We start from the raw sequence: 13,471 nt of genomic DNA on the forward strand, positions 1-13,471 counted from the left end.
ATTTAAAATTATTGACTTAACCACTGTTTAAACTTCGGCGATTTTTCGGTTGAAATAATGATCTCAAATGGTAGTTCGGGATTAATATTCAGCTTTAATTTACTTTTCGAATATACCACAGCATCCTTAATACTATTAATATGGATTAGGCATTTTCTATTTGCTCTAAAAAAATGTTTAGGATCTAGTTTGTGTTCTAGCTGTTCTAAGGTAAAATTAGTGTCAAAGTTCTGATTGTCAAATGTTTTTATGAAAACGTATTTGTTATCAGCATAAAAGGCGGCAATTTCAGAAGTATTAATTGATTTAATTTTATCTCTGTAGTGCACTAAGAAACGCTCCTGATACTCTTTGTTTTGTTTCGATTGGGTTAATAATTCTTTTAGTTGCTCATAATTAAAAGGGGCCGCTTTATTTGCTGAGTGGTATATCTTATTGAATTTATTTATGGCACTTCTTAATAGTTCTTTATCCAAAGGTTTAAGAAGGTAATCTACACTAATTTGTTTAAATGCATCAATGGCATATTGATTAAAAGCAGTAGTAAATATAATAGGAACTTCAACATCTGTCTTTTTAAAAATATCAAAGCTATTGCCGTCTGATAAATGAATATCCAAGAAGATGAGGTCAACAGTATTGTTTTCTAAAAAAGAAACTGTTGTACTTACAGAATCAAGTATATCAACTATTTCGAAATTTGGTTCAATTTCTAATATAAAATTCTTCAGCTTACGTGCTGATGGCATTTCATCTTCAACAATAAGTACTTTAGTCATTTGAGGATTGTATTAAATTAATAGCCACTTGATACATTTTATCATTATTGGTTACTTGAGGTTTCTTCATCCCAAGTAATTGGTATTTGTCGTTTAAGTTCTGCATTCCTGTATGAGTAGAATCCACTGCTCCTTCGCGTAGTTGCAAATTATTTTCAACTACTAAGGTATTACATTTTGTGTAGATTTTTATCTCGAGGGGATGCGAACGAGAGGCAACATTGTGCTTTATTGAGTTTTCAGCAAGTACTTGCAGTGTTAGAGGAGGTATCATCATATTACGGTATTCAGCCGGTACATTAATATTGTAATTAAAACCCACTTCAAAGCGGAATTTATACAGTTGAAGGTAGCTTTCTATAAACTTAATTTCTTCATCAACAGTAACTAAATCTTTTTTATTGATGCTAAGAACGTATCTATATACTGAAGATAAGCGCTGAATAAACACATCGGCTTTATCCACATCTTCATAGATTATAGATGATAAAACACTTAAGTTATTAAATAAAAAGTGGTGATCGAGCTGATCTTTTAGCGCCTTATATTGCGAGCTAATATGGAGTTTTTCTAGATGGCTCACCTGGTGTTTAAGGTCATTTCTTTCTTCGTATGCCAAGCTAAGTTCTATTAACGATATATAAAGTGTATGTATCATTAATGGCATAATAAAAATGCTCTCGCTTTCAAAGTGTTTCACATTTGGTGGAAAGAACCCAACTTGCTCTAGAATTTTAATTAAGCTGATGATACTAAATGCCATTAGAACAGCAGTACTGGCATCAACTGCAAATCGAGCTATCCATATCTTGTTCCAAGGTAATATCTTATTGAGTTTTTTTATCCAAAAATAATAGATGGTTATGGTTATAATGACTTGAAGTATAATAAGGGATATCTTACGTAATGGCATTATTTGCTGTACGTCGGATAAATCTTTAAAGCCAAAGAATAGCATAAACCCAAATGATGATGAAATCATTAATAGCACCATTAAGGGTATCATGAAAATTCTATAGTTCATTTTTGATTTCATACTTCAATGTATCTTTAAAAGAAAGGTTTAGAGTGGTGATTTACTCATAAACCTTTCTTAGTTAATGGAAAAGTAAAATTGTATTTAGCTAGTTTTCATCTTTAATTAAATCACCGGTAATTCTAAGTAAATAATACTCGGCCACTTTTGCATTAAAGCGAGCATCGTTATACTGATAAGCTACATTTAGTAGGTTTTGTTGTGCCGCTCTAAATTCAATAGAATTAACACGCCCTATCTGAAACATTTCTTTGGTTTGCTCAAAGTTTAATTTAGCCTGTCCCATGCTACTTTGTTGCAGTTCAACTATACGTACTTTGTAAATATAGTCGGTATACGCATTAGATGCATCGCGTTCTATTTGAGCTCTTATTTGATTGCTTCTTTCTTGCTCGCTTAACAAATTAAGTGTGGCATTTTGCTCGTTTGTATGTTGTTGGCGACCATTAAAAACATTGAATTTAAGCGTAACACCACCAGTCATACCATCAGTTTGACTAAATTTCATTAGTCCGGCATCATTATTCTGTTGGCTATAGGCGTATTGCCCATAAGCTTGTAGGGTAGGGTATTTTTGAGCTTTGGTGATTTTAACATCCAAATCTTTAATATTAACCTGTTGTTGCTGAGAAATAAGGTTGCTGTTGTTCATCATGGCCGATGAAATTACATAATCCGCATTTTTATCATAATCCAGATTAAAAGATTCGTCAACACTGTACTCTTGTTGAACGGGTAAACCCAAACTTACATTGAGGTTTTTTAGCGACATTAAGAAACTCTGTTCAACATTAAGAATGGTTGTGCTATCGTTATTTAAATCGACCTCAGCATTCAATACATCTAATTGGCTAGCCTGACCGTAGCTTTTTTGATCCAATACACGGTTATATCTGTCTCGTGAAATTTTCATGGTTTCATGAGCCAAATTTAGGTTTTCCTGTGCTCTACATACTTCATAATAGTTTTCAATAACCTCAAGCATGGTGAGTTCCATCTGTTGCTTGTAAATGGTTTGTTGCAACTCATCGCTACTACGTAACTTTTTTAAGGTATACACATTCCCTAAACCATCAAATAAAGTATAATCAACCCTAACATTGGCATTATAAGATGAAGACGTAGCATCATCAATTATTTCTCGGTTCGGATTACCTGTAAACTCTAGTTCAGTATCGTTTTTCGAATACTCAGCACCTCCATTTAATGTAACAGATGGCAATAAATTGGCATTACCAATGCTATTGCTGTTTTGTGCTTGCTTTAGCTCGTTAGAGGCAATTTTAAGATCGAAATTATTAATTAGTGCAATACTAATTGCCTTGTCTAGCGTAACTGTGCTATCTGCAGGTTCTTGCGCCTTAAGCGAAGTAACAAACAGGGTAGCAATAATTGCTATATATTTAATTTTTATCATGATATATATAATTTATGTATGAGGAAGCATTGGCCTCCTCATACTAAAAACTAACTATTCGTTTTCTTTTTCAAAGTCCAATTCCTTAATAGCACTTTCAATCTCTTCGTTTGTTACTTTTCTGCCTTTAATTAAGGAGTAGTAACTTACCTTGCTATTGTTCACTATAGTAAGCATAACCGGAAGAAGAATAAGGGTTGTAGTTGTTGCCATCATCATACCATAAGCTAGTGATATAGCTACCGGAATTAAGAAACGTGCTTGCATACTTGTTTCAAGCAACATTGGCATCATACCCACTACTGTTGTTAAGGTGGTTAATATAATAGGGCGTAAACGCGATACTCCTGCATTAATCAAGGCATCTTGATATTTCATACCATCCTTAAGGTTAATATTGAGGGCATTAATGAGTACCAGAGCATCGTTAATCATAACTCCTACCAAGGCAATAATACCCATAAACGACATTAAACTAATGCTCATTCCGTGTATCCAGTGCCCAAACACTACACCCACAAAACTTAGCGGAATCATACCATAAACCAATATACTCTGACTTACTGAACGTAGTGTAAGTAATACGATACCAAACATCAGTAATAATACAACAGGTATTGTTGTTTTTGCAGAGTTGGCCACTTTGTCCGTTTCACGTTTCTGACCATCGTAAACTGCACTTACACTTGGATGCTCAAGGAATATAGGTTCAAAAACATCCTTTTGTAGTCCGGCAATGATATCAGGTAAGGAAGCCCTTGCATTGGTCATGTTTGCTTCAATCTGAACTTCTTTATCAAAATCGAGGTGGCGGATACTTGAAATACCATTTACTGTTTTAAGTGTGGCTAGTTCTGAAAGGGGATACGCTTTACCATCGCTTAAGCGAACTTTCATATTTTCTAGCTGACCGATAGAACGACGGTTTTCGATATCGTACTTCACCCAAACTTTAACTTCATCTTTACCACGTTGTAAACGCTGCGCCTCATTACCCCAGAAAGCCTCACGTACTTGTCCGATTACATCTTGAACGCTTACACCTAATAGGTGGGCTTTCTCTTTTAAAGTAATCTCTATTTCGCGGTTACCAATAGGTGTGTTATCCGAAATATCGGTTACCTCGGGGCGACTTTTCATGGCCAATTTAATTTTTTCCTTAGCAAGTTGAAGTTCTTTATTATCATCGCCAACCAGTGAAATTACAATGGCCTTACCAAATGGATTAAAGCCTGAGTATTGTAAAGTTTCGGCACCAGGGATATCACCTACAATGTTTCTAATTCGGTTGATGACTTCATCAGTAGTTGAGGTACGTAACTCGGCATCCTGCAATTGAACTTGCACAATAGCACTATTTCCGGCTCCCATGAAGCGTTGAAATACTTGTTTAATGATAGAAATATTTTCAGTACCATCTTGTTGTAACTCATCGTTAACTTGCCAAACGGCATTAAATATTCTATCGAGCTCAGCTTGCGTAACGGCATCTTCAGTACCAGCAGGTAATCCCAAGGTAATGGTGAAATCATCACCTTCAACATCAGGGAAGAAAGTGGTTGCCACCGTTCTTGAGGTGATCATACCAACTGATAAAATCATTAGGGCTGTAAATGTAGCCAAAGTAATGGTTCGGTGTTTAATAGTCCATTTTAGGATGGCCTTAAATTGGTTGTTGGCAAAATGCACAATACCACGTTCGGCCCAACCCATGTATTTATTCCACTTGGTTTCTGAATGATTTTGCATTGCCTTTGAGTGGGCAAGGTGAGAAGGCAATATGATTAAGCCTTCGATCAGTGAAACAAATAGAATAAATATTACAATAATGGATATCTCTTTAAACATATCACCCATTCTACCATCTAAGAAGATAAAAGTAGAGAAGGCCATCATAGTTGTAATAACTCCAGAAACCACAGCAGGTGTTACCTCAAGCGTACCATCAATAGCTGCTTTTATGGGCTTTTTACCCATCTGCCAGTGTCGGAAAACATTTTCAGCAACCACAATGGCATCATCAACCAAAATACCGAGTACCAATATTAATCCGAATAGGGATAACATATTTATGGTAGCGGTGGTGGCGGGAAGCAGAATAAACATACCAAATATTGAAATAGGTATACCCAGTGCTACCCAAAATGCAATACGCGGATTTAAGAAAAGAGATAGAAAAATGACTACCAGTATGATTCCGGTGATTCCGTTTTTATTTAATAAGTCGATACGCTGATTTAGCGTAACACTCATATCGTTGTTTATAATTCCTTGGAGGTGATGTTGTGATTGATTGAACTCTTCGAGGTACTCTTTTATTTGATCTGTTGATATTATAATATCTTCTTCAAAGGTATTGCTAATCTCAAATACAACAGCTTGTTTACCATTAAACAGTACCTGCGAAGGGGTATCGGCCCATTGATCTTTAATGGTAGCCACATCTTTTAGGCGAATAATACCATTGTTGGGCGAGCTTTTTATTACAATATTTTCAATGCCATCGCTATGGTATTCTTTATTACGCACACGTATAAAAAACTCTTCTTGTCCATCTTTTACACTTCCTCCCGTCATAATAAGGTTGGCACTTGCTACTGCACGCGCAATTTCAGTGAAAGTAAGTTGGTACGATTCTAATTTTTCTTCGTTTAATAAAATGGCTACTTCTTCATCGGGATAACCGCCTATTTCAATTTTTGATACACCCTTCATTTTAAGCATATCGTGCTCAATTTGTCGCGATACATCCTTCAACTGATGCAGACTAACCGATTGACCTTCTTTTGGCGTAATTACAAACGACATGGCTCTGTTTACATCATCGTGTTTGTAAGTAACCACCGACTCAATAGCAGCTGGGAAAGAGGCAATACGATCCACCGCATTTTTCACATCAACCAAGGCTTCATCCATATCCGTACCTTTCAGCATTTCAATGGTTACGGTACCTGTGTTTTCTCGTGAAACGGACGTAATTCTATCCATTCCTTCAAGGCCTTTCACATTTTCCTCAATCTTAAGTATGGCACCTTCTTCCACCTCTTCGGGCGAAGCACCAGGAAATAAAATATCAACATATATATTTCGGGTTGGTACGTTGGGGAAAAAGTTTTTCTGAATTCCTAACAAAGCAATAATACCGAAAATGGCTATAAAGCCCATTATTAGGTTAACGGCAAGCGGGAATTTTATAAAGTATTCTATAAGTTTCTTCATCTGTTTAAATTATTATTACAACACCACTGCTAACTAACTGTGTTTGTGGGTGAGCTATTAATGGTGTTATTAATAAATTTAGTTAATACGAACTGGCATACCTTCGTAAGCACTTTTAATAACAGTTTTCATAATCTGCGCATCTGCACTTAGGCCTTTAATAATGGCTTTATCGCCCTGTTTCATGAGTACTTCAACTTGTTTGTGGCGCAACACACCATTTTCCATCACAAATATCTTATTATCATCGCTTAGCATTTTACGTTGCACACTCATGGCATTTTCAAATGGCGACATACTAATAGATGCTGTTAAAAACATACCTTCTTTTAAATGCTCGCCCGAAACGCCTATGTACACTATTACGCTTTGCGATTGCTCATCGATATCACCACCAATTCTGATTACTTTACCTTGCCAGTTTCCCTTAATCTCAGAAGAATGTATTGTGGCTACAGTGCCCACTTTTACTTCGTCCATTGAGCTAAGCGGAAGTGTAATTTCTAATTCAAATTTATTTGGATTAATGAATACCCCTAACTCAGTACCTGAGCGCACAGCTTTTCCGGCCTCGGCAGTTGATTCTGTTACTATACCACTGTACGGAGCGGTAATCGTATACTTGTTTAGCTTCTCTTGTGCTGATTGAATTGAATAGTAACTGGTTAAGATACCCTTACCAGCCAAAAAGAATTTCTCCTGCGTGGTTTCTGACTTTGGTAAATCAGCCAAGGGTTTCTGTAAATCAAGATTCAATACATACTCTTTCCAAGCATTATAACTGTTTGGATAATCCGATTTTAAATCGGGTAGGATAGAAGTTATTGAAGTAATGAAATCACTTTTTTGTGCCAAAAGCGTCATCCTAAATTCCTCAACATCAACCTGAAGCATGGTTTCTCCCTTGCGATAGGTTTTACCCGGTCGGAATAAGTTGGCTGAGTTTAACAACTGTCCTTCTACCTGCGAAAAAATTTGCAAACGTTCTGAAGCAATTAGTTTACCTGTTGCTTCAAGTTCATAAGATACATCTTCAATTGCGGGCTTAACCACCTGAATTAAGGTAGCTTTTACTTTAGCGTTATTATCACCGGCTTTTTTCTTACCCGACGAAAGTGCTTTTACTATTAATATTGCTGCTATGATAATAGCAATAGATAAACCAATAGCAATTATTCTTCTCTTCATTATAAATGAGTTTATGTAAGTGTTTTAATAATTCAATTTTATGATGCTGCAAAAGTAGCTAGCTATTATATATAAGGAAACAAAAAAAAGATGAATAGGGTTTATTAGGGAGTGAAAACAAAATAAGTAGAGTTTAATGTAAAAACAATACTTACAAAAAAATATTAAAAAGCTTAATGTGCTATAGTTACAAAATATAACCAGAAGTTTTATATAATCTTGAAGTTTGGGCTAGTCGTTTTTTTAGAGGTTTAAGCTTTGTTTAATTATAGTAAATAGCTATAAGGATCATGACTTTTGATGTTATTTAATATTGGATAAAAAATCTTATTCAGGAACTGTATTAAGTATTCTCTAAGTAAGATTGAAGAAAGAGCTCATATATAACGAGTTAGTTAGTAATAGCAGACCGTTATCTTAATACTATGTATAATTATGGACATGCTTAGTGATTAGAAATGAATATAATAACACTAAATAGAACTACTAAGTAGTGCTAATAGATTTTGACTTTTATTTTTTTTTAAGTGTATTTATTAGATATTAAAAATCCCCAGAGTTATTAATACTGGGGATTCTCAAAGTAGTGTGTATGTCCTCGTTATAAATTCCTCATTCTACAACGGAATAAATGAAGCTGCATAAACCTTTGCAAAAGATACCTGTTTTTTTAATTGAGGTATTTAATAATTACAATTATCATTAACCATAATTTGACTAATTAAAAGGGTCACTATATTTTTCATCGTTAATCATATCTTCATCTGTTAGCGTTTTTAAGAAAGCAATTAAGGCATCTTTTTCTTCTTGCGTAAAATTAAATTGACCAACTTCCCCATCAGGGTTTACTAATGGAGAAATAAGATTTTGGTGATTTTGAATTCCTGAGCTATAGTGTTCAATTACTTCCTCCAAGGTTGAAAATCGACCATCATGCATATAAGGTGGACGAATGGCTATATTTTTTAAGGACGGAAATTTAAATTTTCCAATATCATTTACATTTCCAGTAGCTTCATTAACTCCTAGATCAGTAGTAGACGTAGCATCTAATCCGTTTGATGTCGCAAAGGTTGTAAGTCGACCTGGAGTACTAGGGAGAGGGCCTATAAATGCCTCTGTTTGGTGACAGCCAACGCAGTTTCCATTAACTCCATTTGTAAGTTGTCTTGGTAAATAAAAAAGTCGTTTTCCTTCATTCTCAAGTTCTGTAAATCCTGGAAAATTGAAAATGGGCGATTCAACTTCACTTCGTGCTTCGTCGTATTTTGAAGTAATACTCACCATACTTCTTATAAATTGTGCTAAAGCTTTTGAAATTCTGTCACTTGTTATTGTTGTATCCCCAAAAGCTTCAGCAAACAATGGAGGGTAATAAGCTTGTTCACTTGCAATGCTGATTAGTTCTGTTAGAGTTAAGCCCATTTCTACTTCATCTTGAAAAGGCATTAATACTTGCTCTTCTAGAGTTTCGGCTCTTTCATCCCAAAAGAATTGTCCGCCTGCATAAAATCGAGCATTTACAATTCCCATAGAGTGTCTGCGGGTTAAGTCACCTTCAAATCCTTCGCTGAATAAATTTGGATCAGAAAAACCATGTTCTGATTTGTGGCATGAAGCACAGGCAATTGTGCCATTTGCACTTAGTTTTATATCATAAAAAAGTACTCTGCCCAATGTTGCTCCTGCATCAGTTATTGGGTTATCAGCAGGTGTGTTATCATATGTTGTAATTGCCTCAAAATTAAATTGTGAAGGGAATTGATTTGATGTATAATAACTAGGTAGTTGTATATCGGCATAATTGAAGTGTTGATCTGGCAAATTTAGTTCAGTAAAGGGATCGTCGGCTAAAGTGTCAATTGAAACAGCATTATAACTGTCGTCTTTAGAGCATGGGCCAATTAATGTTATGGCGCTAATAAAGAATCCTGCAATTAATTTCATAGGGCATTGTTTTTAGTTAAAAATCACTTGTTAGTTAAATTTAGTGAAAAATAATGCGAGTTGGAAACAGAAATTAACAATTTTAGTAATTAGTAATTTTATTAAGTGAACCTAGCTTATCGGGCTGTAAAGATAGTTTTGATAATTTAGAAACAGCTGTAAACAATTTTTTAGAGAAACAGCGCTCTAATAATTTGTATAACGATGCCCGTAAAACCGAAGAGTCGGCTTCGAGCCTTAAAAAGAACTTGATTGCCATTATTAATGGCGATTTGATTGATTGCCTAAGGTATCAGCAAAAAGCCAATACCGCCTTGTATGGTGCCATTGCTCAATTTATTCATCAGCGTTTTAGCGAGGTGAATGCAGCAGTGCAGAGCAGAAGTAAAATGAAGGATGAAGTAGTCGCTTAAGCGGTGCCCCAATAAGAAATCCTGTAGCGTGGCTGCGGGATTTTTTTGTGGGGTAATAGGGATGCGTTATAGGTTTGGGCACTGGGGGCCTATTTAATGTGTGCGGTTTTTTTAATCAATCAATCCCACTTTTTTATAAAATTCATTCAATTTTGTCTTTTCCACCTCGTTATTTTCGTGTTCAATACGATTAATTAATCCTTCATTATTGAAAGTCAATATTTGTGCACATTTATGAACATGATTTTTGTTTTTATGAGTAAGGTAATCTGTAAAATGTACAACAAATTTTTTATCATCAATAACTTGCACCTTACTTTCTCCCCATTCCAGAACATCAAGCTTTCGTCTTCCTTCGATCATATTCTGTTTGTAAGCGTTACAAATTTTCTCAGGACCAATTATTAGATCATCTTCAATATAGTATTTACAATCATCACTGATGAGTTTCTTTGTCAACTCGAATTGGTCTTTATCAAGAGTTTGTCCAAACTTGATTGCTATTTCTTCATTTATTTTCATTGGAATTTTTTTACAGTAAAAAACCAAAATAGATTATTCAATATTGCTTTTTGTTGTTTTTAATCCATTACATTCTATCATATATAAATCGAGGTAGGATTTTTAATAGTCTACTTATCAATCCCCAACGTCTTGTTACGTAAACAACTTTTCTTCTTTTTTTAATTGCCTTAAAAATCTGTCTTGCAACTTTATCAACAGGCATTACCCAAAATAAGCCTTCTCCTTTAGCCATTTTGGTATCAACTAATCCTGGCCTAATGTCCGTTACAAAAATGGGCTTCTTTGATTTTGTTGATTTTTGTCTCAGTCCTTCTAAGTAGTTTATTTGATATGATTTGGTTGCATTATATGACGGAGCCTGACGACTTCCTCTTATTCCTGCCACAGAACTTATTGCCACGAGATGTCCAAAACCTTGTTTCTCATAATTATTAAATACCCAATCAGTGATATTAGTAAATCCTGTTACATTTAAATCAATGACTTTTCTTTCAATTTCAAAGTCCAATGTTTCATTTAAATCACCAATTCCTGAACTCAAAATCAACAAATCAAGTCCACCAAGTTCTGAGATAAGCTCTTCTAATTTTTTAATAGTCACTTTTGTGTCAGTTACATCAAAAGTCCTTGTAAAAAAAAATCAGGTTTTGTTTCTTTAAGTTCTTCTAATAATTCTGTTTTTCTTCCAGTAATTCCAACTTTATAGTCATTTTCGACCAACAGTTTTGCAAGCCCTTTTCCTATTCCAGATGATGCTCCTATTATTATTGCTTTTTTCATTCAATTTCTCACTTTTATTTTTTATGTGTGATGTCTATATTCAATAATCGCGAACCAAAATGTATCCCATCCAAAATGCAAATACATCTATATCATTTTTATTTTGTGTTAGGTATTTGTAAGTTAATAGCGCTGTATTCGATTGGAATGCGTTTTAATACATATTAGCTTTCTAAAATGCATATCCAAGTGAAATTCCACCAATTATTTTAGGAACAATACCTACGAATGCAGGATTTATACTTGTTCTAAAAATTAATCCTGATTTCTTTTGCTGGTATCGATAGCCTAATCTTAGAACATAAATATTACTAACAAGGCCAAATTTTTCATTATCTATTGCTATAGGCATACCAAAACCTGTCTCTAAATGATAATTCTTTTTTCCAAATAGAAAGTTTACTTGCAATGGAATAAAAAACTGATTGTCATTGATTGATTTAGTCCCACCAACATGAATAAAACTTGAAAGCGAAAATCCTAAACTTGGAGCAAAGACAACTTTGTCATTTAATGATATATTCCTTTCATAATTCAATGAAACCTCTCCATATCCAACTCCACCCAATTCGTAATAGATTAAATTGTTTGCTTTTTCTTGTCCATTGGTATTTAATCCTAAAAATAGGTTGATTACTAATATTACAAATATTTTTTGTCTAGTCATAGTTCTTTATTGAAGTCAAGGTTTTACTGTAATTTCGTATGGGTAACTATCAAAAATCATTATTCAGTTCAACTTTAATAAAACATAAGACGAACTTTTTTAAATGTATCCCATTCAAAATACAAATACATCTATATCATTTTTATTTTGTGTTATTGGTATTCGTGAGGCAATAGTGCTGTGTACGAAAAGGACAAGCGAAGCTACCTGTTGTGAGAGGGGCTCCGCTAGGCTATTCTATTGGCGGTAGTTATTCCTTGTTCGTCAATTCGTATTTTACATTGTTGCTTTCAAATAAAGTTTTCAAATCAACATTTTTTATATTATATACATCAATTGGCAGTAAATCAATATTTTCATTAAAGGGCTTCGCTATAGTATAACCATCAGGGATTAAATCTTTAATGCTTCTATTTGATGCAATCTGTATTTCAACTGAGTCATATACAGCGAAATTAACTAACTTATAATCAAAGTCAATAGAGCTAAATTCCTTTTTTATTTTTTTCTCTATTGACTCAAGCGATTTGTATTGTTCTATATTTGGGAAGGCTTCCCTTGTTGTTTTTATTGCAGTTACCCCGTTAAATCTCGCTATTCCCATTTCATTCATTCTTTCAATATTTTCGACCACAAAACTATTCTGTTGCAGGAGCTCAATGCCTTTTTTAAAACTAGAAACAGTAAGGAATTTGATTTTATATATTTCAAAGGGAATGAATTTATTTGAATACTTTTGTAAATCTTCGTTTTTTAATGCGTAATATGAATTAGAAAACAGAATTTCCTTTTGAACGTCATACATTCCTAAAAAATAGCTTTTATCTCTACCTTCCAATATAATGGTATATGAAAATCCTGAATTTACAGAAGGGCGACTTGTCTTTTCTTTTAATAGACCTTTTATACTATTTAAAGTACTTATGTCTGAAATGTAAAAATGTCCATGCCGTTTTTGAAACTCATTATCTTCAATTCTTAAATCCTCATATTTAAATACAAGTTTATCTCCATTTTTAAAATCTACATTGTCGAAATAACTACTTCCACTGCATGAAACTATGGTTATAAGAATTAGTGTTACTAATATTAGTCGATTCATTACTGTTATGTTTTTAAATTACCGCGAACTAAAATGTATCCCATCCTAAATTGAATACATCTATATCATTTTTATTTTGTGTTATTGGTATTTGTAAGGTAATAGAGCAGTATACCAATATTGAATTTGATGGAGTGTATGGCTTTAGCCACTGCGGAGTATTTTCATAGTTTGAGGTTTGGTACATGTTTTTCTTCGTTTCGACAATAGAAAAAATACCTCGAATAGGATTCGTTTAACAATATAAATTGAGAGTTAAGCATTAATTTATATCAATACTAAATACACGTGCGTATTGTTTCTATTAGCAGATTAATAATAGGAAATGCCGTATACGAGAACCTTACGTTCAGTGTTGTAAGAGGTGCACCAGTGGGAGATTAGCTCACTAGCCATCG

The 13,471-nt window shown here is 34.1% G+C and carries 12 protein-coding genes; 1 reads left to right on the plus strand and 11 read right to left on the minus strand.

What is annotated here, in order from left to right; genetic code table 11:
• Positions 1 to 8: 8 nt before the first annotated feature.
• The 6 genes from A8B35_RS18140 to A8B35_RS18165 form a co-directional block, all read right to left on the minus strand.
• Positions 9 to 779 carry a LytR/AlgR family response regulator transcription factor gene (locus A8B35_RS18140; protein ID WP_075603616.1) on the minus strand — a complete coding sequence of 257 codons (771 nt, stop codon included), beginning with the start codon at positions 777 to 779 and terminating at the stop codon, positions 9 to 11.
• The gene (locus A8B35_RS18145) at positions 772 to 1,815 is read right to left on the minus strand and encodes a sensor histidine kinase (protein WP_083634515.1); all 1,044 of its coding nucleotides are present in this window, start codon (positions 1,813 to 1,815) and stop codon (positions 772 to 774) included. Before A8B35_RS18145 ends, A8B35_RS18140 begins: the two co-directional genes overlap by 8 nt.
• 88 nt (positions 1,816 to 1,903) lie before the next feature.
• Positions 1,904 to 3,232, minus strand: coding sequence for a TolC family protein (locus tag A8B35_RS18150; protein ID WP_075603618.1), 1,329 nt, complete (start codon positions 3,230 to 3,232; stop codon positions 1,904 to 1,906).
• Positions 3,233 to 3,286: 54 nt separating this feature from the next.
• Positions 3,287 to 6,451, minus strand: coding sequence for an efflux RND transporter permease subunit (locus A8B35_RS18155; protein WP_075603619.1), 3,165 nt, complete (start codon positions 6,449 to 6,451; stop codon positions 3,287 to 3,289).
• 78 nt (positions 6,452 to 6,529) lie between these two features.
• Positions 6,530 to 7,639: an efflux RND transporter periplasmic adaptor subunit gene (locus tag A8B35_RS18160; protein ID WP_075603620.1), complete on the minus strand. Its 1,110-nt coding sequence runs from the start codon at positions 7,637 to 7,639 to the stop codon at positions 6,530 to 6,532.
• Between the two features lie 717 nt (positions 7,640 to 8,356).
• Positions 8,357 to 9,586 carry a cytochrome-c peroxidase gene (locus A8B35_RS18165; protein WP_075603621.1) on the minus strand — a complete coding sequence of 410 codons (1,230 nt, stop codon included), beginning with the start codon at positions 9,584 to 9,586 and terminating at the stop codon, positions 8,357 to 8,359.
• 194 nt (positions 9,587 to 9,780) lie between these two features.
• On the opposite strand from A8B35_RS18165, the gene A8B35_RS18170 reads away from it, so the two are divergent.
• A complete protein-coding gene (locus A8B35_RS18170) occupies positions 9,781 to 9,999 on the plus strand; it encodes a hypothetical protein (protein WP_075603622.1) in 219 nt (72 codons plus the stop codon).
• Between the two features lie 111 nt (positions 10,000 to 10,110).
• Here A8B35_RS18170 and A8B35_RS18175 read toward each other — a convergent pair whose 3' ends face one another.
• The 5 genes from A8B35_RS18175 to A8B35_RS18190 form a co-directional block, all read right to left on the minus strand.
• Entirely contained in the window at positions 10,111 to 10,521 is a 411-nt protein-coding gene (locus tag A8B35_RS18175) for a hypothetical protein (RefSeq protein WP_075603623.1), read from the minus strand.
• 67 nt (positions 10,522 to 10,588) lie between these two features.
• Positions 10,589 to 11,125 carry an SDR family NAD(P)-dependent oxidoreductase gene (locus A8B35_RS18180; RefSeq protein WP_222844179.1) on the minus strand — a complete coding sequence of 179 codons (537 nt, stop codon included), beginning with the start codon at positions 11,123 to 11,125 and terminating at the stop codon, positions 10,589 to 10,591.
• Positions 11,126 to 11,136: 11 nt separating this feature from the next.
• Positions 11,137 to 11,304, minus strand: a complete 168-nt coding sequence (locus tag A8B35_RS23780) for an SDR family NAD(P)-dependent oxidoreductase (protein ID WP_222844180.1) — start codon at positions 11,302 to 11,304, stop codon at positions 11,137 to 11,139.
• Positions 11,305 to 11,476: 172 nt separating this feature from the next.
• Positions 11,477 to 11,971 (minus strand): hypothetical protein, encoded by a 495-nt coding sequence (locus tag A8B35_RS18185; protein WP_075603624.1) that lies wholly within the window; start codon positions 11,969 to 11,971, stop codon positions 11,477 to 11,479.
• Positions 11,972 to 12,221: 250 nt separating this feature from the next.
• Positions 12,222 to 13,073 carry a hypothetical protein gene (locus A8B35_RS18190; protein WP_075603625.1) on the minus strand — a complete coding sequence of 284 codons (852 nt, stop codon included), beginning with the start codon at positions 13,071 to 13,073 and terminating at the stop codon, positions 12,222 to 12,224.
• Between the last annotated feature and the right edge of the window lie 398 nt (positions 13,074 to 13,471).

Origin of the sequence: Saccharicrinis aurantiacus (genome assembly GCF_001660705.2) — a bacterium.
Classification (GTDB): Bacteria; Bacteroidota; Bacteroidia; order Bacteroidales; family Marinilabiliaceae; genus Saccharicrinis; species Saccharicrinis aurantiacus.

What these genes read in the sequence shown, in the direction of transcription:
- A8B35_RS18155 (WP_075603619.1), bottom strand. Translation starts at nt 6,451, where the DNA reads ATGAAGAAACTTATAGAATACTTTATAAAATTCCCGCTTGCCGTTAAC.
- A8B35_RS18140 (WP_075603616.1), bottom strand. Translation starts at nt 779, where the DNA reads ATGACTAAAGTACTTATTGTTGAAGATGAAATGCCATCAGCACGTAAG.
- A8B35_RS23780 (WP_222844180.1), bottom strand. Translation starts at nt 11,304, where the DNA reads ATGAAAAAAGCAATAATAATAGGAGCATCATCTGGAATAGGAAAAGGG.
- A8B35_RS18185 (WP_075603624.1), bottom strand. Translation starts at nt 11,971, where the DNA reads ATGACTAGACAAAAAATATTTGTAATATTAGTAATCAACCTATTTTTA.
- A8B35_RS18190 (WP_075603625.1), bottom strand. Translation starts at nt 13,073, where the DNA reads ATGAATCGACTAATATTAGTAACACTAATTCTTATAACCATAGTTTCA.
- A8B35_RS18150 (WP_075603618.1), bottom strand. Translation starts at nt 3,232, where the DNA reads ATGATAAAAATTAAATATATAGCAATTATTGCTACCCTGTTTGTTACT.
- A8B35_RS18145 (WP_083634515.1), bottom strand. Translation starts at nt 1,815, where the DNA reads ATGAAATCAAAAATGAACTATAGAATTTTCATGATACCCTTAATGGTG.
- A8B35_RS18165 (WP_075603621.1), bottom strand. Translation starts at nt 9,586, where the DNA reads ATGAAATTAATTGCAGGATTCTTTATTAGCGCCATAACATTAATTGGC.
- A8B35_RS18160 (WP_075603620.1), bottom strand. Translation starts at nt 7,639, where the DNA reads ATGAAGAGAAGAATAATTGCTATTGGTTTATCTATTGCTATTATCATA.
- A8B35_RS18175 (WP_075603623.1), bottom strand. Translation starts at nt 10,521, where the DNA reads ATGAAAATAAATGAAGAAATAGCAATCAAGTTTGGACAAACTCTTGAT.